Below are 22,169 nucleotides of genomic sequence, written 5' to 3' on the forward strand. Positions count from 1 at the left end.
CTCGGCGGCAGAGCTCTGCCGTTCGAATTTGGAGTAAGCGATGGACACCATCGCGGTCGTACTCAAGCAGCCACAACAGGTCGAACTCAGTCGCTTGAGCCTTACGGCGCCGACTGACGACGACATCGTTGTCGATGTGGCTTGGAGTGGCGTCAGCACCGGTACGGAGCGACTGTTGTGGTCGGGCCGGATGCCGCAATTCCCCGGAATGGGTTACCCGCTGGTCCCCGGCTACGAGTCGGTTGGCGAGGTCGTTGAGGCTGGTTCGGCCACCGACCTGAAGCCGGGCCAGATGGTGTTCGTGCCCGGCGCAAAGTGCTTCGGCGAAGTGCGCGGCCTGTTCGGCGCCTCGGCGTCGCGGCTCGTTGTGCCCGCCAAGCGCGTGGTGCCTTTGGATTCGCAGCTCGGCGAGCGCGGCATTCTGATCGCACTGGCTGCGACTGCCTATCATGCGATCGCCGCGCGCGGCGCGACGCCGCCCGACTGCATCGTCGGCCACGGCGTGCTCGGTCGTCTGTTGGCGCGGATTTCGATCGCGCTGGGCAATCCGCCGCCGGTGGTGTGGGAGAAGAACCCGATCCGCAGCGGCGGCGCCGAAGGTTATGCGGTGATCGATCCCGCATCCGACGAACGTCGCGACTATCGCAGCATCTACGACGTCAGCGGCGATCCAAAATTACTCGACACTTTGATCTCGCGCATCGCGGCCACCGGCGAGATCGTGCTCGCTGGATTTTACAGCGAGCCGCTGTCGTTCTCGTTCCCGCCCGCTTTCATGCGTGAAGCACGCATTCGGGTTGCGGCGGAATGGCAGCCGCCGGACATCGGCGCCACCAAGGCGCTGATCGAAAGCGGCAAGCTCTCGCTCGATGGACTGATCACGCACCACCAGGAGGCGGCGTCGGCACCCGACGCCTATCGGATCGCTTTCGAAGACCCTGCTTGCCTCAAAATGGTTCTGAATTGGAGACCGAGCTGATGAACGTCGTTCCGCAGATCAGCCTGCAAGACGCACAACTCCGGGCCGAGGCGTCGGTTGAACCCGATGCCCCGGTGACGACTCCCGTCACCAAGGAAACCCAGATCATTGCGATCTACGGCAAAGGCGGTATCGGCAAGAGTTTCACGCTCGCCAATCTGTCTTACATGATGGCGCAGCAGGGCAAGAAAGTGCTGCTGATCGGCTGCGATCCGAAGAGCGACACCACGTCGTTGCTGTTCGGCGGCAAGGCCACTCCGACCATCATCGAGACGTCGTCGAAGAAGAAGCTCGCCGGCGAAGAAGTCACCATCAGCGACGTCTGCTTCAAACGCGACGGCGTGTTCGCGATGGAGCTCGGCGGTCCGGAAGTCGGCCGCGGCTGCGGCGGTCGCGGCATCATTCACGGCTTCGAAACCCTTGAGAAGCTCGGCTTCCACGAGTGGGGCTTCGACTACGTGCTGCTCGACTTCCTCGGCGACGTGGTGTGCGGCGGCTTCGGTCTGCCGATCGCCCGCGACATGTGCCAGAAGGTGATCATCGTCGGCTCCAACGACCTGCAGTCGCTGTACGTCGCCAACAACGTGTGTTCGGCGGTCGAGTACTTCCGCAAGCTCGGCGGCAATGTCGGCGTCGCCGGCATGGTGATCAACAAGGATGACGGCACCGGCGAAGCCCAGGCGTTCGCCAAGGCGGCCGGCATTCCGGTGCTGTCGGCGATTCCCGCCGACGAAGGCATCCGCCGCAAGAGCGCCAACTACGAGATCGTCGCGCTGCCGGACGGGCAGTGGGGCCCGCTGTTCGCGACGCTCGCCGAGAATGTCGCCACCGCGCCGCCGGTGCGGCCGAAGCCGCTCACCCAGGATGGTCTGCTCGGCTTGTTCTCCAGCGACGTCACCGGCCGCGATGTCGTGCTCGAGCCCGCCACGATGGAAGATATGTGCGGCGCCTCGGTGCTGAACAAGCCGTCGCTCGAAGTGATCTACGACGAGGTCTGAGATCGGGTGATCGGGAGTTCGTCATGAGTGGGATGTCTCGTTATTCCGGCCGTATCGCCGGGTCGATCGGCGACGATGCGGCGGACTTTTCCGTCGACATCGACGCGCCCGCGATCAATGAAGCCGCGACCAAAACCGACGGTCTCGGCTGCCATGCCGGCGCTGCCGAGATGAAGGCGGCGGCGCAAGCCGCCGGCAAGAGCGACGTGCTCGAACGCTACGCCGCGGACTATCCGAAGGGACCGCACGATCAGCCGCAGAGCATGTGCCCGGCGTTCGGCTCGCTCCGCGTCGGCCTGCGGATGCGCCGCACCGCGACCGTGCTGTCCGGCTCGGCCTGCTGCGTGTACGGCCTGACCTTTGTGTCGCACTTCTACGGCGCCCGCCGCACCGTCGGCTACGTGCCGTTCAGTTCGGAAACGCTGGTCACCGGCAAGCTGTTCGAAGACATCCGCGAGGCGGTCTACAAGCTGGCCGATCCGGCGCAGTACGACACCATCATCATCACCAATCTCTGCGTGCCGACCGCGTCGGGCGTGCCGCTCGATCTGCTGCCGAAGGAGATCAACGGCGTCCGCATCATCGGCATCGACGTGCCGGGATTCGGCGTGCCGACTCACGCCGAGGCCAAGGACGTGCTGTCCGGCGCGATGCTCGAATACGCCCGCAAGGAAGCCGAGCAGGGCCCGGTGCAGGCGCCGCGCGGCGGCCGCAGCGAGCGTCCGACCGTGACGCTGCTGGGTGAAATGTTCCCGGCCGATCCGGTTGGTATCAACCTGATGCTCGACCCGCTCGGCCTCGCCGTAGGTCCGGTGGTGCCGACCCGCGAGTGGCGTGAGCTCTATGCTGCGCTCGACTGCCAGGTCGTTGCGGCGATTCACCCGTTCTACAAATCGTGCATCCGCCAGTTCGATCTCGCCGGCCGCAAGGTCGTCGGCTCGGCGCCGGTCGGTCACGACGGCACCGAAGCGTGGCTGGAAGCGATCGGCACGGCGTGCAACGTCGAGCGCTCCAAGATCGACGCCGCCAAGAATCGTTTCCTGCCGGCCATCAAGGCCGCGCTCGCCGCCAAGCCGATCAATGCGCGTATCACCGTGTCGGGCTACGAAGGCTCGGAGCTGTTGGTCGCGCGCCTGCTGATCGAGAGCGGCGCGAACGTGCCTTATGTCGGCACCGCGGTGCCGCGCACGCAGTGGTCGGATCCGGATCGCGAATGGCTCGAGGCCAAGGGCGTGCGGGTGCAGTACCGCGCCTCGCTCGAGCAGGACTTCGCGGCGGTCGATGAATTTAAGCCGGATCTCGCCATCGGCACCACCCCGGTGGTGCAGAAGGCCAAGACGATGTCGATCCCGGCCTTGTATTTCACCAACCTGATCTCGGCGCGGCCGCTGTTTGGTCCCGCCGGCGCCGGTTCGCTGGCGCAAGTGATCAACGCCGCGCTCGGCAACAAGGCGCGATTCGACGAGATGAAGGAGTTCTTCGGCGACGTCGGGCAGGGCTATGCCGCCGGCGTCTGGGAAGACACTCCGAAGGACGTTCCGGCCTATCGCGAGAAGTACAAGAAGCAGATCGAAGCCGCAGCCAAGAAGCGCAAGGCGGAGGAGATGATCTGATGCTCGTCCTCGATCACGATCGCGCCGGCGGCTATTGGGGCGCCGTGTACGCCTTCACCGCGGTGAAGGGCCTGCAGGTGATCATCGACGGTCCGGTCGGTTGCGAAAACCTGCCGGTGACCTCGGTCCTGCACTACACCGATGCGCTGCCGCCGCACGAATTGCCGATCGTCGTCACCGGCCTCGGCGAAGAAGAACTCGGCAAGCTCGGCACCGAAGGCGCGATGCACCGCGCCCACAAGGCGCTTGATCCTTATCTGCCGGCCGTCGTCGTCACCGGCTCGATCGCCGAAATGATCGGCGGCGGCGTGACGCCCGAAGGCACCGGCATCAAGCGCTTCCTGCCGCGCACCATCGACGAGGATCAGTGGCAGAGCGCCGACCGCGCGATCTCGTGGCTGTGGAAAGAATACGGCCCGAAGAAGATTCCGGAGCGCAAGCGCAAGGACGGCGAGAAGCCGCGGGTCAACATCATCGGACCGATCTACGGCACCTTCAACATGCCGTCCGATCTCGCCGAAATCCGCCGTCTGATCGAAGGCATCGGCGCCGAAGTCAACATGGTGTTCCCGCTGGGCACGCACCTGTCTGATATTCCCAAGCTGGTGAATGCCGACGTCAACGTCTGCATGTATCGCGAGTTCGGCCGGCTGCTGTGCGAATCACTGGAGCGGCCGTACCTGCAGGCGCCGATCGGTCTGCATTCGACCACGCGCTTCCTGCGCAAGCTCGGTGAACTCACCGGCCTCGATCCCGAGCCGTTCATCGAGCGCGAGAAGAACACCACCATCAAGCCGCTGTGGGATCTGTGGCGGTCGGTGACGCAGGACTTCTTCGGCACCGCCAGCTTCGCGATCGTCGCGACCGATACCTATGCCCGCGGCGTGCGGCATTTCCTCGAAGACGAGATGGGACTGCCGTGCACCTTCGCGATCTCGCGCTGTGTCGGCAAAAAGACTGACAACGAAGCGGTGCGTGCGGCGATTCGTCAGACCCCGCCGCTGATCATGTTCGGCAGCTACAACGAAAGAATGTACTTGGCCGAGACCGGTGGTCGCGCCGTGTACATTCCGGCGTCATTCCCGGGTGCTGTGATCCGCCGTCACACCGGCACGCCGTTCATGGGGTATTCCGGCGCCACTTACCTGGTGCAGGAAGTCTGTAACGCGCTGTTCGACGCACTTTTCAACATTCTTCCGCTCGGCAGCGATCTCGATCGCGTCGATCCGACGCCTGCGCGCCGGCACGAAGAACTGCTGTGGAGCGACGAAGCCAAGGCGCTGCTCGACGAAGTGCTCGAGCAGCATCCGGTGCTGGTGCGAATCTCTGCGGCAAAACGTCTGCGCGATGCCGCTGAAAACAGCGCGCGCCGTGCCGGACAGGAAAAAGTCACTACCGAATTCGTCAGTAAAGCGCGTGCTGCGCTGCTCGACGGACAATCGGTGTAACGATGATTTGAGCTAGAACAATGCGCTTCACAATGTCGCGACCAAATATGAGCAATCCAAGAGTGAGGAGATGACGATGTCCGACTATGTCCACACCGGCCGTCGCTCGAGGGTTCTACCGGATAGTGCCGCGTTCGAATGTCGGGTGATGTTCGGTGCGTGCTACGCGCTGTTTCTGACTCGCGCCATCGTGGTGCGTGCCATGCCGTGGCGCAAGAAATCCGGCTCCCAGGAATCGGTATTTAGCGAGGCTCACAACGCCGCAAGCGTGCTGGTGACCTCCTCGTTCATGGGAATGTAATTCGGGGATTTCGTCCGGCCTCCGCCGGACGGAAGGCTGCCGTTTTGGAGACGAAACGGTAAATCGCTGTCGTTTCGGAAACGATACGGCAATCGTTGCCGCCCTCGCTCGGGCGGCGTGTCGGCCGAAAGGCCATCACTAGGAGGTGACCAAATGAGTGACGGTTCCATCTCGGGACTTTCCGAAGCGGAAGCCAAGGAATTCCACTCGATCTTCGTGACCAGCTTCTTCCTCTTCATCGTCGTTGCGGTTGTCGCTCACATCCTCGCCTGGATGTGGCGTCCGTGGCTGCCCAAAGCGACCGGCTACGCGATGGACAGCGTTCATCAACTGACCTCGTTCCTGTGCTAAGGGGAGACGACTACTATGTGGCGAATTTGGCTTCTGTTTGATCCGCGTCGCGCGCTGGTCCTGCTGTTCGTGTTCCTGTTCGGCCTGGCCATCATCATCCACTTCATCCTGCTGAGCACCAGCCGGTTCAACTGGCTCGATGGTCCGCGTGCGGCGAAGGCGGCGTCGATCTCGCTGCCGTTCACTCCGCCGAGCATGCCGGTCTAATGGCGTGACTCACTGCTTGCCGGAAGGGCTGGGAAACGGACCGATCTGCCGGGCCCACACCCTTCCGGGAAGCGACATGGACTGGACGACGACGATGGATTTTCCCTGGCTCGCACGCGGAGGAACGATCGATGGCAATGCTCAGCTTTGAGAAAAAATACCGCGTTCGTGGCGGAACGCTAATCGGGGGCGACCTGTTCGATTTTTGGGTTGGCCCGTTCTACGTTGGGATCTTCGGGGTGATGACCGTGTTCTTCGCGCTGATCGGCATCGCGCTGATCGCGTGGAATACCGCGCTCGGCCCCACCTGGAATCTCTGGCAGATCAGCGTCAACCCGCCGGACGCGAAATACGGTCTGGGATTTGCGCCGCTCGCCGAGGGCGGCATTTGGCAGTGGGTGAGCATCTGCGCGACTGGCGCGTTCGTCACCTGGGCGCTGCGTGAAGTCGAAATCTGCCGCAAGCTCGGCATTGGCTTCCACGTTCCGTTCGCCTTCAGCTTCGCGATCTTCGCTTACGTTACGCTGGTGGTGATCCGTCCGGTCCTGATGGGCTCCTGGAGCTACGGCTTCCCCTACGGCATCTTCACGCATCTCGATTGGGTGTCGAACACCGGCTACTCCTACGGCCAGTTCCACTACAATCCCGCGCACATGATCGCGATCACGTTCTTCTTCACCACCTGTCTGGCGCTCGCGCTGCATGGCGGCCTGGTGCTGTCGGCGCTCAATCCCGACCGTGGCGAACCTGTGAAGTCTCCGGAACATGAAAACACCGTGTTCCGTGATCTCGTCGGCTACTCGATTGGTACCATCGGCATTCACCGCCTCGGTCTGTTCCTGGCGTTGTCGGCTGTGTTCTTCAGCGCGGTCTGCATGATCATCAGCGGTCCGGTGCTGGCGGAAGGTGGTTCGTGGCCCGATTGGTGGAATTGGTGGCGCAACCTGCCGATCTGGAATCCGTAATTCAACCGGTCACAAGAGAGTCTTGTCATGGCCCAATACCAGAACATCTTTACGCAGGTCCAGGTTGAAGGACCTGCCTATGCGGGGGTGCCGCTACGTCCCGGCAGCTCTCCTCGCGAGACCCAGACGACGTTCAACTACTGGCTCGGCAAAATCGGTGACGCGCAGGTTGGTCCTGTCTACCTCGGGTTCACCGGTGTGGCTTCCGTGCTGTGCGGGTTGGTCGCGTTCGAGATCATCGGCCTCAATATGCTGGCGTCGGTGAACTGGAGCCCGATCGAATTCCTGCGTCAGTTCTGCTGGCTGGCTCTCGAGCCGCCGAAGCCGGAATACGGCCTGACCATTCCGCCGCTGAAGGAAGGTGGCTGGTGGCTGATGGCCGGGTTCTTCCTGACCGTCTCGATCGCCCTGTGGTGGGTTCGCACCTATCGGCGCTCGCGGGCGCTCGGTATGGGCACTCACGTGTCGTGGGCGTTCGCTTCCGCGATCCTGCTGTACCTGGCGCTCGGCTTCATTCAGCCGGTGTTGATGGGCTCCTGGAGTGAAGCACCGCCGTTCGGCATCTTCCCGCACCTGGATTGGACCAACAACTTCTCGATCAAGTACGGTAACCTGTACTACAACCCCTTCCACTGTCTCTCGATCGCCTTCCTGTATGGCTCGGCCCTGCTGTTCGCCATGCACGGTGCGACCATCCTCGCTGTGAGCCGCTACGGTGGCGAGCGCGAAATCGAGCAGATGCTGGACCGTGGTACTGCACTTGAACGCGCTGCTCTGTTCTGGCGCTGGACGATGGGCTTCAACGCGACGGCCGAATCGATCCATCGTTGGGCCTGGTGGTTCGCGGTGCTCTGCCCGCTGACCGGTGCCATCGGCATCATCCTGACCGGTCCGGTTGTCGACAACTGGTTCGATTGGGGCGTGAAGCACGGCCTGGCGCCGCCGCGGTAATACAACCGCACGTCTATCTGAACGAATGATGCGCGCGCCTGATGGTTATAGACCCAATCAGGCGCGCGCTTCTGCTTTCGGCTCCCGAGAAAGATGACAGCAGGCGGTTCTTTTGTACCGCTGACTGGTGACGAGGGAAGCGGCCTGCTGTAAACGAAGCGCCTCCAACTCCGCCTGAGAGGCCAACAAAACAAAGCCTGAGAAGACTTTAAGAACAGGGCTGGGCTTTTAGGACGCAGACGCCGGAGTGGAGGGACGAGTTCTTGCTGGAGGATATTTGCCCTGGTGCAAGTGTTCAAATCTCCGAAGGAGTCGCTGGGGGATCTCGGTGCACAGTCTGCTGCGAAGCTGATCGCCGCTGCGACCGATGTCGCGCTGGTGGTCGATCCGCAGGGTGTGATCCGGGACGTAGCGTTTACTAGGGACGAACTGGCCCACGAGCTGGACGGCCAGAGCCGTTGGCTCGGCTCGCGGCTCGTTGACATCGTCACCTCCGATACCCAGCCGAAGATCCGCGAATTACTGCTCGACGCCACCGTGCGCGACGCCCCGACCTGGCGGCAGGTCAACCATCCTTCGCCCAATGGCGAAGACATTCCGGTGCTTTATTCCGCGATCAATTTCGGGAGAGACGACCGCCTGCTGGTGGTGGGTCGTGATCTGCGTCAACTCGCCATGATGCAGCAGCGGTTAATCAACGCGCAGCAATCGATGGAGCGCGACTACATCCGGCTGCGGCACGCTGAGACGAGGTACCGGCTGCTGTTCCAGGTGTCGTCGGAAGCGGTGATGATCGTGGATGCGGCGAGTGAACTCATCGTGGATGCCAATCCGGCGACGCTGGCGTTGTTCGATACCAGCGCGCCCGAGGCGCTGAATGCGCCGGTGATTGGATTCGTCGACGGTGCCGATCAGCAGACGGTGTTGAACCTGTTCGCCGATGTGCGCTCGACCGGCCGCGACGGTCGCGCCCGAGTCAAGCTGGCCGATGGCCGCCGCGAATGTGAGCTGTCGGCGTCGCTGTTCCGCCAGGAGAACGCGTCGCTGTATCTGGTGCGGCTCGCGTCGCACGGCGCGCCGCCCGAAGCCGGCAGCGCCAAGACTGCGTCGCTGCTGCTCAACTATTTCGAATCCGCCGCCGATGCGCTGGTGATTACGCAATATGACGGCCGGGTTGCCCGCGCCAATCTGGCGTTCCTGGAGATGGCGCAGCTCGGCAGCGCCGAGCAGGCGCGCGGCGAGCTGCTCGATCGCTGGCTCGGCCGCACCGGCGTCGATCTGTCGGTGGCGCTCGCCAATCTGCGCCAGAGCGGGGCGATCAAACTGTTCGCTACCGTACTGCGTGGCGAATACGGCGCGGTCGCCGAGGTTGAAGTCTCGGCGGTCGCCCTGAAGGATAATGATGACAAGCCGTGCTTCGGGTTTGCGATCCGCAATGTCGAGAAGCGGCTGACCACGGCGGCGACATCGAAGCGCGAACTGCCGCGCTCGGTGGCGCAGCTCACCGAACTGATCGGCCGGGTGCCGCTACGCGACCTGGTGCGCGAGACCACCGACGTGATCGAAAAATTGTCGATCGAGGCGGCACTGGAATTGACCGGCGACAATCGCGCTTCGGCCGCAGATATGCTCGGACTGAGCCGCCAGAGCCTCTACGTGAAATTGCGCCGGTACGGCTTAGCTGAACATGCGCCGGAAGGAGACGGAGCCGATGAGTAACAGTGTGGCCGTGCGTCCAGCGCCCTCGGCGGTGCTTGAGGTGCTGCACCCGATCACCTGGTTTCCGCCGATGTGGGCGTTCGGCTGCGGCGTCGTCTCGTCCGGCGTGCCGATCTCCACGCGCTGGGTCGAAGTCATCGCCGGTATCGTGCTGTGCGGCCCGCTGCTGGTCGCCACCAGTCAGGTCGTCAACGACTGGTTCGACCGCGACGTCGACGCCATCAACGAACCGAACCGTCCGATTCCGTCGGGTCGCATTCCGGGCCGCTGGGGCCTGTATCTGTCGTTCCTGTGGACCGCGGCCTCGCTGCTGGTCGCCAGCCAGCTCGGCGCCTGGGTGTTCGGCGCCGCTGCGCTCGGCCTGGTGCTGGCCTGGATGTATTCGATGCCTCCGTTCCGCCTGAAGCAGAACGGCTGGCTCGGCAACGGCGCCTGCGCGATCACCTATGAGGGCTTTGCGTGGTTCACCGGCGCCGCGGTGATGCTTGGCGGCCTGCCGCCGTGGTGGATCGTGACGCTGGCACTGCTGTATAGCGCCGGCGCGCACGGCATCATGACGCTCAACGACTTCAAGTCGATCGAAGGCGACATCAAAACCGGCGTCGGCTCGCTGCCGGTGAAGCTCGGCGTCGACAACGCCGCGCGGGTGCTCTGCGCCGTGATGGCGATCCCGCAGGTGATCGTGGTGGCGCTGCTGCTGTCGTGGGATCGGCCGATCCAGGCCGGCATCGTCGGCTTCGTGCTCGTCGTCCAGCTCGCCTTGATGGTCCGGTTTCTGCGCTCGCCGGTCGAGCGCGCCACCTGGTTCTCTGGCCTCGGCGTCGCGCTGTATGTGTCCGGCATGATGGCCAGCGCCGTCGCCGTTTCATCGTTCGGAGCAGCTTGATCATGATGCGACCGCTGTCCTGGCTCGGCATTGTTCGGATGGGGCTGGTGCAGACCGGCCTTGGTGCGATCGTCGTGCTGACCACCTCGACGCTGAACCGGGTGATGGTGGTGGAGCTGGCGCTGCCGGCGATGCTGCCCGGCGCGCTGGTCGCGATTCACTACGCGCTGCAGGTGTTCCGCCCCGCCTGGGGCCATGGCTCGGACCGCGGCTCGCGCCGCACGCCGTGGATCATCGGCGGCATGGCGGTGCTGGCGCTCGGCGGCTTCATGGCGGCGGTCGCCACGGCCTGGATGACGGTGCAGCCGCTGTTCGGTACGGCGCTGGCGATCGTCGCGTTCTGCCTGATCGGCGGCGGCGTCGGCGCGGCCGGCACGTCGCTGTTGGTGCTGCTGGCCAAGCGCACCGACGAGAAACGCCGCGCGGCGGCGGCCACGATCGTCTGGGTGATGATGATCGCAGGCTTCATCGTCACCACTGCGATCGCCGGCCAACTGCTTGATCCGTTCTCGCCGCAGCGCCTGATCGCGGTGTCGGGCGGCGTGTCGCTGATCGCGATGGTGCTGACCTTCGCGGGCGTGTGGGGCGTCGAGGGCCGCGCTGCGGTCGCGGCGCCTGCGGCGGCGCCGAAGGGCTCGTTCCGCAAGGCGTTCCTCGAGGTCTGGCACGAGCCGCAGGCGCGGCGGTTTGCGATCTTCGTGTTCGTGTCGATGCTGGCCTACAGCGCGCAGGATCTGATTCTGGAGCCGTTTGCCGGCGCGGTGTTCGGCTTCACGCCGGGTGAGACCACCAAGCTGTCGAGCGTGCAGCACGGCGGCACGCTGATCGGCATGGCGATGGTGCCGATCATCGGCGCGCTGTTTCCGAGGACACGCGGCAATCTGCAGATCTGGACGATCGGCGGCTGTATCGCATCGGCGATCGCGCTGCTGGGGCTGTCGTCGGCCGCGATCGTCGGTCCGAGCTGGCCGCTGCGCGGCACCGTGTTCATGCTCGGCGTCACCAACGGCGCTTATGCGGTCGCGGCGATCGGCTCGATGATGGAATTGGTCGGCGCCGGCGGCGAGCATCGCGAAGGCGTGCGGATGGGGCTGTGGGGCGCCGCGCAGGCAATCGCGTTCGGCATCGGCGGCTTCATCGGTACGCTGGCGAGCGACCTGGCGCGCCTGATCCTGGGGGCGCCCGCTTTGTCCTACGCGGCGGTGTTCGCCGCGGAAGCTGGTTTGTTTGTAGTGTCGGCGGCGATGGCTGTGTGGGTGCATCGCGCGCAAAATCGTCGTGACGTTGATTTGACCAATGCAGCAGTCGCCGGAGGTTGAAATGAGTGATAGCTCCGCAATTTACGATGTCGTTGTCGTCGGCGGCGGCCCTGCCGGCGCTACTGCGGCGTGCGATCTGGCGCGCGCCGGCAAGCGGGTGGTGCTGCTCGACCGCGCCGGCCGCATCAAGCCGTGCGGCGGCGCAATTCCGCCGCGCGCGATCCGCGACTTCGCGATTCCCGACAGCATGCTGGTCGCCAAGATCAACGCCGCCCGGATGGTGTCGCCGAGCAATGCCGAAGTCGACATGCCGATCGACGGCGGCTTCGTCGGCATGGTCGACCGCGAGCATTTCGACGAGTGGCTGCGCCAGCGCGCCGCGACGGTCGGCGCCGAGCGGCGCACCGGCCTGTTCAAGCGGTTCAGCCGCGACGAAGCCGGCGTCAACACCGTACACTACGAAGGGCGCGGGCCGGATGGTGCGATGATCGACCAGACGGTGCGCTGCCGCGCGATCATCGGCGCCGATGGCGCGGTGTCCGGCGTGGCGCGGCAGTTCTTGCAGGATGCCGACCGCGTGCCGTTCGTGTTCGCCTATCACGAGATCATCAAGGCGCCGACAGCGGAGCAGAAGGCCGCTTATGAAAGCCGGCGCTGCGACGTGTACTACCAGGGCCATGTCTCGCCGGACTTCTACGGTTGGGTGTTCCCGCACGGCAATACGGTCAGCGTCGGCACCGGCTCGATGCACAAGGGCTTCTCGCTGCGCGATTCGGTCGCGGAGCTGCGCAAGCAGACCGGGCTCGACGAGGTCGAGACCATCCGCAAGGAAGGCGCCCCGATCCCGCTGCATCCGCTGCCGCGCTGGGACGACGGCCACAGCGTGCTGCTCGCCGGCGATGCCGCGGGCGTGGTTGCGCCGGCCTCGGGCGAGGGCATCTACTACGCGCTGCTCGGCGGCCGGCTCGCCGCCGAAGCGGTCGAGGAATTCCTGCAGACCGCCGACGCCAAGGCGCTGAAGCTGGCGCGCAAGCGCTTCATGCGCGGCAACGGTTCGGTGTTCCGGATCCTCGGCCTGATGCAGTGGTATTGGTACGCCAACGACAAGCGCCGCGAACAATTCGTCAGCATCTGCCGCGATCGCGACGTGCAGAAGTTGACGTGGGACGCCTACATGAACAAAAAGCTGGTGCGGGCGAAACCGATCGCCCACGTCCGGATCTTCTTCAAGAACCTGGCCCACATGACGGGGCTGGCTTCGGTCTGATACCTGCAGGCGGTGGCTTGTGAATCCGATTTTCGTTGCGGCCGCCGTCGCAATCTTCGTTGGTCTGCTCGGCGGCTCGCTGACCGACACCGGGACTTGGTACCAAAGCCTGGTGAAACCGTGGTGGCAGCCGCCGGACTGGGCGTTCGGTCCGGCCTGGACGGTGATCTTCGCGCTCGCCGCGATGTCGGCGGTGTACGCCTGGCGCGGCGCCCGCACCCGCGCGCAACGCGACTGGGTGATCGGCCTGTTCGCCGCCAACGGCTTCTTCAACGTGCTGTGGAGCATGCTGTTCTTCACGGTGCGGCGGCCGGATTGGGCGCTGCTCGAAGTGCCGCTGCTGTGGCTGTCGGTGCTGGCCGGCGTCGTGGTGTTCTGGCGCAGCGCCCGCACCGCGAGCTACTATTTGCTGCCGTATCTGGTCTGGGTGACGTTCGCCGCCTACCTCAACTGGACCGTGGTCGCGCTCAACACGCCGTTCTGAGCCCCTGACGATGCGGTCGCATCGAGAGCCGCCATGCAGATGATGTCCGAACTGTTCGCCAGCGGCACCGTGGTCGACGCGGTGCTGATCTTCCTGCTCGTCGAGGCGATCGGGGTGATCGGCTATTGGCTGTGGCGCAAGCGCGGCATCGCGCCGGCCGACTTCCTGCCGGGCATGATCTCCGGCGCGCTGATGCTGCTGGCGCTGCGTGCCGTGCTCGCTGGCGCCGGCTGGATGGTGCCGACGCTGTGCCTGATGGCTGCGGGCGGCGCGCATCTGGTCGACGTGCTGCGCCGCTGGCGCTGAAGGCCGGGGAGGGCGCCGCGGCGGACGCTTCCGGCGCGCGGCCAGAGGGCTTCCCAAACACGAAGTGCTTTCCAAAAACGAAGGGCTTCGGTTCTTGCGAACCGAAGCCCTTGTGATTCTCAAGCGTCAGTAGGTCTGATCGACTTACTTGAGGGTGGCCAGGTAGGCGACCACGTCCTTACGCTGCTGCTCGTTGGCGAGCTTGAAGGTCATCTTGGTGACGCCAACCGCCTGGTCAGCCTTACCCTTATCGGTCAGGAACTTCTTCAGGAACGCGTTCGGATCGTTCAGGTAGGCGAAGATGTTTTCCTGGGTCCAGACCAGACCGGCCTCACCCGAGTTGTGGTTCAGCGGCGAATAGGTGAACCCAGCCGCGGTACCCGCCTTACGGCCGACGACGCCGCCGAGAGCCGGACCGACCATGTTCTTGTCGGCGCGGTGGCAGGTCATGCACTGCTTGAACACCGCCTCACCCGCCTTGGCGTCCTGAGCCGAGGCAGTGCCGATCGACAGAGATCCGGCGGTAGCGGCGATGCTGAGAATTGTGAGAAGTTTTTTGACCACGTCTCTCTCCTTAAGAACCCGTCTTGGCGTCAAGCGACCCCGGGCCTCGTAGGCCACGACAAACAGTCGCATCCAAACCCGTTCTGATCGGTTCTGTAAAGTCGTTCTAACACAATTGGACACCGTTCGTTCGATGCGTTTGTGCTAGATGACGTTGATCTGTCGAAATTATATTACCGGTTAGACAATTCGGCTAATTTTCCGTTCCAAGGCCCGAACAAGCCCTTGTCAAGGGGGCGTAACCTGCATAAGTGCTTGTGAGCACGGCGGTGTTCTGGACAATGCGTCGTATTGACGCCCCGCTGTGTGCGAGCGGAGCTCATGGCGTCAAAATCCGTTCATGCCGACATCACCCTTCTGCTCGATATGGAGGGTGTGATTCGCGAAGCCACTCTGTCTCCGACAATGGCGGCTGAAAGCGTGGACGGTTGGCTGGGGCGTCGCTGGAGCGACATCGCCGGCACCGACGGTGGCGACAAGGTTCGCCGCATGGTGGAAGACGCCCGCCGCAGCGGCATCTCGGCTTTCCGCCAGATCAATCAGCCTTTCCCGAGCGGCGTCGAAATCCCGATCGAATTCACCACGATGCTGCTGGGCGATCGCACCGGCATGATCGCGGTCGGCAAGAACATGCAGGCCGTCACCGAGCTGCATTCCCGCCTGATCGCGGCGCAGCAGGCGATGGAGCGCGACTATTGGCGGTTGCGTGAACTGGAGACCCGTTACCGGCTGGTGTTCGACGCCGCTGCCGATGCGGTGATGATCGTCTCCGCCGGCGACATGCGCATCGTCGAAGCCAACCGCGCGGCTGCCAATGCGATCAGCCGCGAGCGCGGCAATGACGACCTCGCCGGTCGCGATTTCCTCGCCGAAGTTGCCGCTGCCGATCGCGATGCGGTGCGCGACATGCTGGCCCAGGTTCGTCAGCGCGGCACCGCGCTCAGCGTCCTCGTCCATCTTGGCCGCTACGACCGCGCCTGGATGCTGCGCGGCTCGCTGATGTCGTCGGAACGCCGTCAGGTCTTCCTGCTGCACTTCACCCCGGTGACGACGCCCGCGATCGACGAAGTCGACGACGACGCCGTGCTGCGCGGACTGATCGACCGCATTCCCGATGGTTTCGTCGCGCTGGATTCAGAAGGCGTCGTCCGTCACGTCAATCAGGCGTTTCTCGATCTGGTGCAGATCGGCTCCAAGCCCGCGGCGGTCGGACGATCGCTGGGCAGCTGGATGGGCCGCCCGGGTGCCGATCTGTCGAGCTTGCTGACGCTGCTGCGGCGCTACAAGACCGTGCGGCTGTTCCAGACCACGATCCGCGGCGAGCTCGGCACTGAGACCGAAGTCGAAGTCTCGGCCGTCGATGGCGAAGAGGATCAGTACATCGGCGTGCTGATGCGCAATGTCGCGCGGCGGCTCGACGCTGCCGACGACAACGATGCCTTGCGCCAGGCGCTCGGTCCGATCAGCAAGCAGCTCGGGCGATCCTCGCTGCGCAAGCTGGTGAAGAACGCCGTGAGCATCGTCGAGCAGCACTACGTCAAGGAAGCGCTGCTGCGATCCAAGGGGAACCGCACGGCAACTGCCGAACTGCTCGGATTGAGCCGGCAGAGTCTTTATGCAAAACTCAACCGTTACGGCTTCGACGACAAAGGTGCCGTCGCTGCTGCTGCCGACGGTGCAGAGAGCGCCTCAGACGACGCAGAGGATTGAGTGGCAGGTCATGCCTCTGGCAGCCCCGCATTCGGGACTGCCGATCTTTCGAATTGCGAACGTGAAGAAATTCACCTCGCCGCCTCGATCCAGCCGCACGGCGCGCTTCTGGTCGTCAGCGAGCCGGATCATCGCGTCATTCAGGCCAGCGCCAACGCCGCAGAATTCCTGAACCTCGGAAACGTGCTCGGCGTTCCGCTTGCCGAGATCGACGGCGATCTCTTGATCAAGATCCTGCCGCACCTCGATCCCACCGCCGAAGGCATGCCGGTTGCGGTGCGATGCCGGATCGGCAATCCCTCGGCGGAATATGATGGCTTGATCCATCGGCCGCCGGAAGGCGGGATGATCATCGAACTCGAACGCGCCGGCCCGCCGATCGATCTGTCCGGCACGCTGGCGCCGGCGCTGGAGCGCATCCGCACGGCGGGATCGCTGCGTGCACTGTGCGACGACGCCGCGCTGCTGTTCCAGCAGCGCACCGGCTACGACCGGGTGATGGTGTATCGCTTCGACGAGCAGGGCCACGGCGAAGTGTTCTCCGAGCGCCACGTGCCCGGGCTCGAATCCTATTTCGGCAACCGCTATCCGTCGTCGGACATTCCGCAGATGGCGCGGCGGCTGTACGAGCGGCAGCGCGTTCGCGTGCTGGTCGACGTCGGCTACCAGCCGGTGCCGCTGCAGCCGCGGCTGTCGCCGCTCACGGGGCGCGATCTCGACATGTCGGGCTGCTTCCTGCGCTCGATGTCACCGATCCATCTGCAGTACCTGAAGAACATGGGCGTGCGCGCCACCCTGGTGGTGTCGTTGGTGGTCGGCGGCAAGCTGTGGGGCCTGATCGCCTGCCACCACTATCTGCCGCGCTTCATCCATTTCGAATTGCGGGCGATCTGTGAGCTGCTTGCCGAAGCGATGGCGACGCGGATCACCGCGCTCGAAAGCTTCGCGCAAAGCCAGTCCGAGCTGTTCGTGCAGCGGCTCGAGCAGCGCATGATCGAGGCGATCACCCGTGAGGGCGATTGGCGTGCGGCGATCTTCGACACCACGCAGTCGATTCTGCAGCCGCTGCACGCCGCCGGCTGCGCGCTGGTGTACGAAGATCAGATCCGAACGATCGGCGAAGTGCCGGCCACGCAGGACGTCCGCGAGATTGCCGCCTGGCTCGATCGCCAGCCGCGCACGGCGGTGACGTCGACCGCCTCGCTGGGCCTCGACGTGCCGGAGCTCGCACATCTGACGCGGATGGCGAGCGGCGTGGTCGCCGCGCCGATTTCGGATCACCGCGGCGAGTTTCTGATGTGGTTCCGCCCCGAGCGAGTCCACACCGTCACCTGGGGCGGCGATCCGAAGAAGCCGTTCACGATGGGCGATACGCCGGCGGATCTGTCGCCGCGGCGCTCCTTTGCCAAATGGCATCAGGTCGTCGAAGGCACGTCCGATCCGTGGACGGCCGCCGATCTCGCTGCGGCCCGCACCATTGGGCAGACCGTCGCCGACATCGTGCTGCAATTCCGCGCGGTGCGGACATTGATCGCCCGCGAACAATACGAACAGTTTTCGTCTCAGGTGCATGCCTCGATGCAGCCGGTGCTGATCACCGACTCCGAGGGCCGCATTCTGCTGATGAACGACTCGTTCCGCGAGATGCTGCCGGCTGGCGCGCCGTCGGCCGTCCATCTCGACGATCTCGCCGGCCTGTTCGTCGAATCCAACGACTTCCTGCGCAACGTCGCCGAGCTGATCGATCACGGCCGTGGGTGGCGCGGCGAAGTGCTGCTGCGCGGCGCCGGCAACAGCCCGCTGCCGCTGGCGGTGCGCGCCGATCCGGTGACGCGGACGGAGGATCAGTCGCTCGGCTTCGTGCTGATCTTTAGCGACGCTACCGATCGTCGCACGGCAGACGCCGCACGCACGCGTTTCCAGGAAGGCATTCTCGCCAGCGCGCGTCCCGGCGTGCGGCTCGACTCCAGGTCGGACCTGTTGCACGAGAAGCTGCTGTCGGCGCTGGTCGAGAACGCGCAGCTCGCCGCGTTGGAGATCACCTACGGCGTCGAGACCGGACGAATCGCCGAACTGCTCGAAGGCGTCCGTCAGTCGATGCTGCGCACCGCCGAAGTGCTCGGCCATCTGGTGCAGCACGCGGCGCGCACCGCCGGCAGCGACAGCTCGAATGGCGGCTCGCAGAATAAGACTTAGCGCTGCGTCTCTCAGCCGCAGGCGTGGCGACCAGCGCCTAAGCAGCTCTGTGGTCGATCGAGACAGGCTGCGACTCTCGATCTTTGCAACACGAAGAACCTCATGGTGAGGAGGCGCAAAGCGCCGTCTCGAACCATGCACCGCAGGCGATGCGGCTCCTCATCCTTCGAGACGCCCGGCTTCGCCGGGCTTCTCAGGACGAGGATTCAGTGCCCTTCACAAGGACCATATCGGCTGCAATCAATCGACGAACGAGTTTAGGCAGCCAGATGCTGCTGCACCGCGACCGAGAGCGCGATGTTGCAGGTGAACGCGACTGCGCCTTCTTCGATCACCGCTGCTGCATCGGGAGCCGCCGCGCCGGCGCGCTCCAGTGCCTCGCGGTATTCGGTCTTCAAGGAGGCCGGATCGCCGATCGCCGAAAAGTCGTAGTGGGCGAGTTCAGCGGCGCTGAGCTGCATGGTCTTCTCCAGCAGCCGGCGCACGATCTGTCCGCCGTTGAGATCGCCGAGATAGCGGGTGTAGGCATGTGCGATCAGGCGGCTGCCGTCGCCTTCGCTCACTTCTGCAATCCGCTCGGCATAAGCTTCCGCCGCCGGCAACATCGGCAGCCGCTCGTGCCAATCAGCCCCGGCAAGCGCGGCGAGGTCGGATTCGATCGCCGGCGTGCGGGCCAGCGGATGCGCGGCAAGCGGCGCCAGGATTGGATTGTCGCGATGGCGTTCGATGCCCGCTTCGATCGCCCGATAGGCCGGGTGCAGATTGCGCAGCAACAGCGTGTAGCCATTGCGGCCAGCGGTGCCGTGCAGAATCTCGGAGAGGATGCCCGACTTCTCGGCTTCCAGATGCAGCTGTCGGGTCCGCACATACAACGCGGTAACGACGCTCTCGGCGCCGCGCTCCGCTGCTTCCACCACCATACCAGGCCTCCAATGCAGGAGGCCTTATAGCAGAAATCGATTCGCGATTGCGAACCCGCGTCAGCTCTTGTTCCGCGCGGCGTGGACCAGCGCGCGGGCGAGCCGCGGCGCGGTCGCGCCATCGACCGCATAGCCGTCCGCTCCGATCGAGCGGATCAGTTCCGGCCTGAGCAGCAGCAGCGGGCCGCCGAGCAGGATCGCGACGTCGCGATTGCGCGAGTCGCGGCGGATGTCCTGGACGTAGCGCTTGAGCTGATCGAGGTGGCGATCGCCGCCGACCGAAAAGCCGACGACGTCGAACATGCGCTCCTGCACCAGCGACATCATCTCGCGGCGCGTGTTGAACGGGCCGGTCCAGATGTCCCAGCCATCGCGCCTGAAGAACTCTGCGACCATCGTCAGCCCGAAGCTGTGTTGTTCGCCGTCCAGCGTGGTCAGCAGCACCGTGCCACCACCGCTGGCGCGGTGATCATCGGCAACGCTTTCGCCGAGATGGCGAAGAATTCGTTGCAGTCGACTGACGCCGAGCGTGACGTTGAGGAAGTTCGCACTGTCGTGCTCCCACATCTCGCCGAGGCGCTGCGCAGCCGGCGCGAGCAGGTTGAGGAAGATCAATTCGGTGGCAGTCCCCTGCGCGATAAGACTCTCCACGTAGTCGAAGGCAGCAGTCTCGTCGTGACCGAGAACCAGCAGGGTGAAGTGCTGCACACCGAAAGGCGTACCAGGATCGACCGGGGCGGACATGTTCGAAAACGGGATCGTGTGCAGCTTAATTCGGGAATGGGTGAGCGTTCGAAGCGATAGGACAATGGCAGAGGTCTGGACCCGGGGGCGTGCTCGCCAGAGTGGCTCCGGGATCGGAGGGGGCAGGGGCGTCACCGGGAGGTTGGCCGGTTCGGCGTCGGCAATGGCCGCGATCGGATGGTCGTCCCAGTCCGTCATGAGCGGTACTCCCTGACCTTCGACTTAAGGCTGACGGCCGACAGACCGTCAAGTTTAATTTACGTATGGTTTGATTGACAGTGGCATGTGTGGAGACTAGCCTTTGTTGATCAGCCGCACTTTAGGGAGTGGCGCGGTGCATCGTCCGTCAGCATCAGATCAAGAAAAAGAGGGTCTCGGTGCGACAGTCCCGGCCTCCCAATCTAACGTTCCGGTATCGCACCACCGCGACACGCACGTGTCAAACGTTCTTTACATGAAGAGCGCGGAGGGTGCTGTGCCGCACGATGGCACCGCTGGGTCGGTTTCTCAGCAAAAGCAGACGGTTAAGATGCTCTACACGCCCGAAGAGCGGGTTCGCCGAGACGCAACAAAATGGACGCTGGTGCAGGGTATCCTGGCGCCGGTCCAGTTCGTCGTCTTCCTCGTCAGCCTCGGCCTGGTGCTCCGCTATCTCGGAACCGGCGACGGCTACACCGCTGCGACCGTGTCGGTCGTGATCAAGACGCTGGTGCTCTACACCATCATGATCACCGGCGCGATTTGGGAGCGCGAAGTCTTCGGCTGTTACTTGTTCGCGCCCGCGTTCTTCTGGGAGGACGTGTTCAGCTTCCTCGTGCTGGCGCTGCACACCGTCTATCTGGTGATGCTGTTCCTCGGCCTCGGCGATGCGCGCGATCAGATGTACGTCGCGCTCGCGGCCTATGCGACTTACGTCGTCAACGCCACCCAGTTCGTCCTCAAGCTGCGCGCCGCGCGCCGCGACGAACGTCTGGCCGGCCTGCGTGAGCCCTCGGTGTCCGGGAGCCGCGCATGACCGCTCACGTCACAGGTTGTTCGACCGCGACCGCGGATCAACTGGTCGCTCGCGAAATCCGCACCGAGAGCGGACAGCGCGAAGTGTTCTGCGGGCTGACCGGCATCGTCTGGCTGCATCGCAAGATCCAGGACGCATTCTTCCTCGTGGTCGGCTCGCGCACCTGCGCGCATCTGGTTCAGTCGGCCGCCGGCGTGATGATCTTCGCCGAGCCGCGGTTCGGCACGGCGATCATGGAAGAGAAGGATCTGGCCGGTCTCACCGACGCCAATGACGAGCTCGATCGTGTGGTGACGCAGCTGCTGGCGCGCCGGCCCGACATCAAGCTCTTGTTCCTGGTCGGCTCGTGCCCGTCGGAAGTGATCAAGCTCGATCTGTCGCGCGCCGCGCTCCGCCTGTCGCAGCGGTTCTCGCCGGGCGTGCGCATCCTCAACTACTCGGGCAGCGGCATCGAAACGACCTTCACCCAAGGCGAGGACGCCTGCCTGGCGTCGATGGTGCCGGAGCTTCCCGCCGCGACCGACACCAAGCCGTCGCTGCTGGTGATCGGCTCGCTGGCCGACGTCGTTGAAGATCAATTCAAGCGGATGTTCGATGCGCTCGGCGTCGACAACGTCGCGTTCTTCCCGCCGCGCAACTCGGCCTCGCTGCCGAGTGTCGGGCCGAACACCAAGATCCTGATGGCGCAGCCGTTCCTGCCCGACACCGTGCGGGCCCTGGAAGAGCGCGGCGCCAAGCGCCTCGCGGCGCCGTTCCCGCTTGGTGTTGAAGGCACCACCGGCTGGCTGCGCGCTGCGGCCGATGCGTTCGGTGTCGACCCGGCGAAGTTCGATCAAGTCACCGCGCCCAACCGCGCCCGCGCCGAGCGTGCGCTCGCTGCGTTCAAGAGCGAGCTGGGCGGCCGGCGAATCTTCTTCTTCCCGGATTCGCAGCTCGAGATTCCGCTGGCGCGCTTCCTGTCGCGTGAGCTGGACATGCAGCTCGTCGAAGTCGCGACGCCGTATCTGCACCGCGAGCAGCTGGCCGAAGAGCTCAAGCTGCTGCCGGCCGAAGTCGCGCTGACCGAAGGTCAGGACGTCGACGATCAGCTCGACCGCTGCCGCATTGCGCGTCCCGATATCGTGGTGTGCGGCCTCGGTCTCGCCAATCCGCTCGAGGCGGAAGGCATCACAACCAAATGGTCGATCGAACTCGTGTTCACCCCGATCCAGGGATACGAGCAGGCGGCCGATCTTGCTGAATTGTTCGCGCGGCCGCTGGTGCGGCGCGCCAAGTTGGTGGCCTGA

22 protein-coding genes are annotated in these 22,169 nt (G+C 64.5%); 19 read left to right on the plus strand and 3 right to left on the minus strand.

Annotated elements, in window-relative coordinates; genetic code table 11:
- The first annotated feature begins 40 nt into the window (after positions 1-40).
- The 15 genes from bchC (at position 41) to RPPS3_RS07680 (ending at position 13,734) form a co-directional block, all read left to right on the plus strand.
- Positions 41-979 (plus strand): chlorophyll synthesis pathway protein BchC, encoded by a 939-nt coding sequence (gene bchC, locus RPPS3_RS07610; protein ID WP_107343538.1) that lies wholly within the window; start codon positions 41-43, stop codon positions 977-979.
- Positions 979-1,977 carry a chlorophyllide a reductase iron protein subunit X gene (locus RPPS3_RS07615; protein WP_107346495.1) on the plus strand — a complete coding sequence of 333 codons (999 nt, stop codon included), beginning with the start codon at positions 979-981 and terminating at the stop codon, positions 1,975-1,977. Before bchC ends, RPPS3_RS07615 begins: the two co-directional genes overlap by 1 nt.
- 23 nt (positions 1,978-2,000) lie before the next feature.
- Complete coding sequence (bchY, locus tag RPPS3_RS07620; RefSeq protein ID WP_107343539.1) at positions 2,001-3,590, plus strand: chlorophyllide a reductase subunit Y; 1,590 nt, start codon at positions 2,001-2,003, stop codon at positions 3,588-3,590.
- A complete protein-coding gene (bchZ, locus tag RPPS3_RS07625; RefSeq protein WP_107343540.1) occupies positions 3,590-5,038 on the plus strand; it encodes a chlorophyllide a reductase subunit Z in 1,449 nt (482 codons plus the stop codon). The genes bchY and bchZ overlap by 1 nt, the downstream gene beginning before the upstream one ends.
- Before the next feature lie 76 nt (positions 5,039-5,114).
- Positions 5,115-5,339, plus strand: a complete 225-nt coding sequence (locus tag RPPS3_RS07630) for a hypothetical protein (protein ID WP_107346496.1) — start codon at positions 5,115-5,117, stop codon at positions 5,337-5,339.
- 153 nt (positions 5,340-5,492) lie between these two features.
- Positions 5,493-5,690 carry a light-harvesting antenna LH1, beta subunit gene (pufB, locus tag RPPS3_RS07635; RefSeq protein WP_011157086.1) on the plus strand — a complete coding sequence of 66 codons (198 nt, stop codon included), beginning with the start codon at positions 5,493-5,495 and terminating at the stop codon, positions 5,688-5,690.
- A gap of 15 nt (positions 5,691-5,705) precedes the next feature.
- Complete coding sequence (gene pufA / locus RPPS3_RS07640; protein ID WP_011157087.1) at positions 5,706-5,897, plus strand: light-harvesting antenna LH1, alpha subunit; 192 nt, start codon at positions 5,706-5,708, stop codon at positions 5,895-5,897.
- 131 nt (positions 5,898-6,028) lie between these two features.
- Entirely contained in the window at positions 6,029-6,862 is an 834-nt protein-coding gene (gene pufL, locus RPPS3_RS07645) for a photosynthetic reaction center subunit L (RefSeq protein WP_011157088.1), read from the plus strand.
- A 27-nt stretch (positions 6,863-6,889) separates the two neighbouring features.
- A complete protein-coding gene (pufM, locus tag RPPS3_RS07650) occupies positions 6,890-7,813 on the plus strand; it encodes a photosynthetic reaction center subunit M (protein WP_107343541.1) in 924 nt (307 codons plus the stop codon).
- A 285-nt stretch (positions 7,814-8,098) separates the two neighbouring features.
- Complete coding sequence (ppsR, locus tag RPPS3_RS07655; protein WP_107343542.1) at positions 8,099-9,532, plus strand: transcriptional regulator PpsR; 1,434 nt, start codon at positions 8,099-8,101, stop codon at positions 9,530-9,532.
- Positions 9,525-10,418: a chlorophyll synthase ChlG gene (gene chlG, locus RPPS3_RS07660; RefSeq protein ID WP_234820134.1), complete on the plus strand. Its 894-nt coding sequence runs from the start codon at positions 9,525-9,527 to the stop codon at positions 10,416-10,418. Before ppsR (RPPS3_RS07655) ends, chlG begins: the two co-directional genes overlap by 8 nt.
- A 2-nt stretch (positions 10,419-10,420) precedes the next feature.
- Positions 10,421-11,737, plus strand: coding sequence for a BCD family MFS transporter (locus RPPS3_RS07665; protein ID WP_107343544.1), 1,317 nt, complete (start codon positions 10,421-10,423; stop codon positions 11,735-11,737).
- 1 nt (position 11,738) lies between these two features.
- Positions 11,739-12,944: a geranylgeranyl diphosphate reductase gene (locus tag RPPS3_RS07670; protein WP_107346497.1), complete on the plus strand. Its 1,206-nt coding sequence runs from the start codon at positions 11,739-11,741 to the stop codon at positions 12,942-12,944.
- 19 nt (positions 12,945-12,963) lie between these two features.
- Entirely contained in the window at positions 12,964-13,428 is a 465-nt protein-coding gene (locus tag RPPS3_RS07675) for a TspO/MBR family protein (protein WP_011157094.1), read from the plus strand.
- 33 nt (positions 13,429-13,461) lie between these two features.
- The gene (locus RPPS3_RS07680) at positions 13,462-13,734 is read left to right on the plus strand and encodes a hypothetical protein (RefSeq protein ID WP_107343545.1); all 273 of its coding nucleotides are present in this window, start codon (positions 13,462-13,464) and stop codon (positions 13,732-13,734) included.
- A gap of 144 nt (positions 13,735-13,878) precedes the next feature.
- Here the strand turns inward: RPPS3_RS07680 and RPPS3_RS07685 are convergent, their stop codons facing one another.
- Positions 13,879-14,298, minus strand: a complete 420-nt coding sequence (locus RPPS3_RS07685) for a c-type cytochrome (protein ID WP_107343546.1) — start codon at positions 14,296-14,298, stop codon at positions 13,879-13,881.
- Positions 14,299-14,619: 321 nt separating this feature from the next.
- On the opposite strand from RPPS3_RS07685, the gene ppsR (RPPS3_RS07690) reads away from it, so the two are divergent.
- Positions 14,620-16,008 (plus strand): transcriptional regulator PpsR, encoded by a 1,389-nt coding sequence (gene ppsR, locus RPPS3_RS07690; RefSeq protein WP_107343547.1) that lies wholly within the window; start codon positions 14,620-14,622, stop codon positions 16,006-16,008.
- Positions 16,009-18,204: a GAF domain-containing protein gene (locus tag RPPS3_RS07695; protein ID WP_107343548.1), complete on the plus strand. Its 2,196-nt coding sequence runs from the start codon at positions 16,009-16,011 to the stop codon at positions 18,202-18,204. It abuts the gene before it with no gap.
- Positions 18,205-18,461: 257 nt separating this feature from the next.
- Here the strand turns inward: RPPS3_RS07695 and RPPS3_RS07700 are convergent, their stop codons facing one another.
- Positions 18,462-19,124, minus strand: a complete 663-nt coding sequence (locus RPPS3_RS07700) for a heme oxygenase (biliverdin-producing) (protein ID WP_107343549.1) — start codon at positions 19,122-19,124, stop codon at positions 18,462-18,464.
- Between the two features lie 60 nt (positions 19,125-19,184).
- Positions 19,185-19,868, minus strand: coding sequence for a cobalamin B12-binding domain-containing protein (locus tag RPPS3_RS07705; protein ID WP_234820135.1), 684 nt, complete (start codon positions 19,866-19,868; stop codon positions 19,185-19,187).
- A gap of 529 nt (positions 19,869-20,397) precedes the next feature.
- Between RPPS3_RS07705 and bchF the strand changes: the two genes are divergently transcribed.
- Together bchF and RPPS3_RS07715 are read left to right on the plus strand one after the other, a co-directional pair.
- On the plus strand, positions 20,398-20,883 hold the full coding sequence (gene bchF / locus RPPS3_RS07710; RefSeq protein WP_107343551.1) for a 2-vinyl bacteriochlorophyllide hydratase: 486 nt from the start codon (positions 20,398-20,400) through the stop codon (positions 20,881-20,883).
- Positions 20,880-22,169, plus strand: a complete 1,290-nt coding sequence (locus RPPS3_RS07715; protein ID WP_107343552.1) for a ferredoxin:protochlorophyllide reductase (ATP-dependent) subunit N — start codon at positions 20,880-20,882, stop codon at positions 22,167-22,169. Before bchF ends, RPPS3_RS07715 begins: the two co-directional genes overlap by 4 nt.

It is taken from the genome of Rhodopseudomonas palustris, assembly GCF_003031265.1.
GTDB lineage: Bacteria > Pseudomonadota > Alphaproteobacteria > Rhizobiales > Xanthobacteraceae > Rhodopseudomonas > Rhodopseudomonas palustris_H.

Coding starts and splice junctions, on each gene's coding strand:
- bchC (WP_107343538.1), top strand. CDS start 41: ATGGACACCATCGCGGTCGTACTCAAGCAGCCACAACAGGTCGAACTC.
- RPPS3_RS07615 (WP_107346495.1), top strand. CDS start 979: ATGAACGTCGTTCCGCAGATCAGCCTGCAAGACGCACAACTCCGGGCC.
- bchY (WP_107343539.1), top strand. CDS start 2,001: ATGAGTGGGATGTCTCGTTATTCCGGCCGTATCGCCGGGTCGATCGGC.
- bchZ (WP_107343540.1), top strand. CDS start 3,590: ATGCTCGTCCTCGATCACGATCGCGCCGGCGGCTATTGGGGCGCCGTG.
- RPPS3_RS07630 (WP_107346496.1), top strand. CDS start 5,115: ATGTCCGACTATGTCCACACCGGCCGTCGCTCGAGGGTTCTACCGGAT.
- pufB (WP_011157086.1), top strand. CDS start 5,493: ATGAGTGACGGTTCCATCTCGGGACTTTCCGAAGCGGAAGCCAAGGAA.
- pufA (WP_011157087.1), top strand. CDS start 5,706: ATGTGGCGAATTTGGCTTCTGTTTGATCCGCGTCGCGCGCTGGTCCTG.
- pufL (WP_011157088.1), top strand. CDS start 6,029: ATGGCAATGCTCAGCTTTGAGAAAAAATACCGCGTTCGTGGCGGAACG.
- pufM (WP_107343541.1), top strand. CDS start 6,890: ATGGCCCAATACCAGAACATCTTTACGCAGGTCCAGGTTGAAGGACCT.
- chlG (WP_234820134.1), top strand. CDS start 9,525: ATGAGTAACAGTGTGGCCGTGCGTCCAGCGCCCTCGGCGGTGCTTGAG.
- RPPS3_RS07665 (WP_107343544.1), top strand. CDS start 10,421: ATGATGCGACCGCTGTCCTGGCTCGGCATTGTTCGGATGGGGCTGGTG.
- RPPS3_RS07670 (WP_107346497.1), top strand. CDS start 11,739: ATGAGTGATAGCTCCGCAATTTACGATGTCGTTGTCGTCGGCGGCGGC.
- RPPS3_RS07680 (WP_107343545.1), top strand. CDS start 13,462: ATGCAGATGATGTCCGAACTGTTCGCCAGCGGCACCGTGGTCGACGCG.
- ppsR (WP_107343547.1), top strand. CDS start 14,620: ATGGCGTCAAAATCCGTTCATGCCGACATCACCCTTCTGCTCGATATG.
- RPPS3_RS07700 (WP_107343549.1), bottom strand. CDS start 19,124: ATGGTGGTGGAAGCAGCGGAGCGCGGCGCCGAGAGCGTCGTTACCGCG.
- RPPS3_RS07705 (WP_234820135.1), bottom strand. CDS start 19,868: ATGTCCGCCCCGGTCGATCCTGGTACGCCTTTCGGTGTGCAGCACTTC.
- bchF (WP_107343551.1), top strand. CDS start 20,398: ATGCTCTACACGCCCGAAGAGCGGGTTCGCCGAGACGCAACAAAATGG.
- RPPS3_RS07715 (WP_107343552.1), top strand. CDS start 20,880: ATGACCGCTCACGTCACAGGTTGTTCGACCGCGACCGCGGATCAACTG.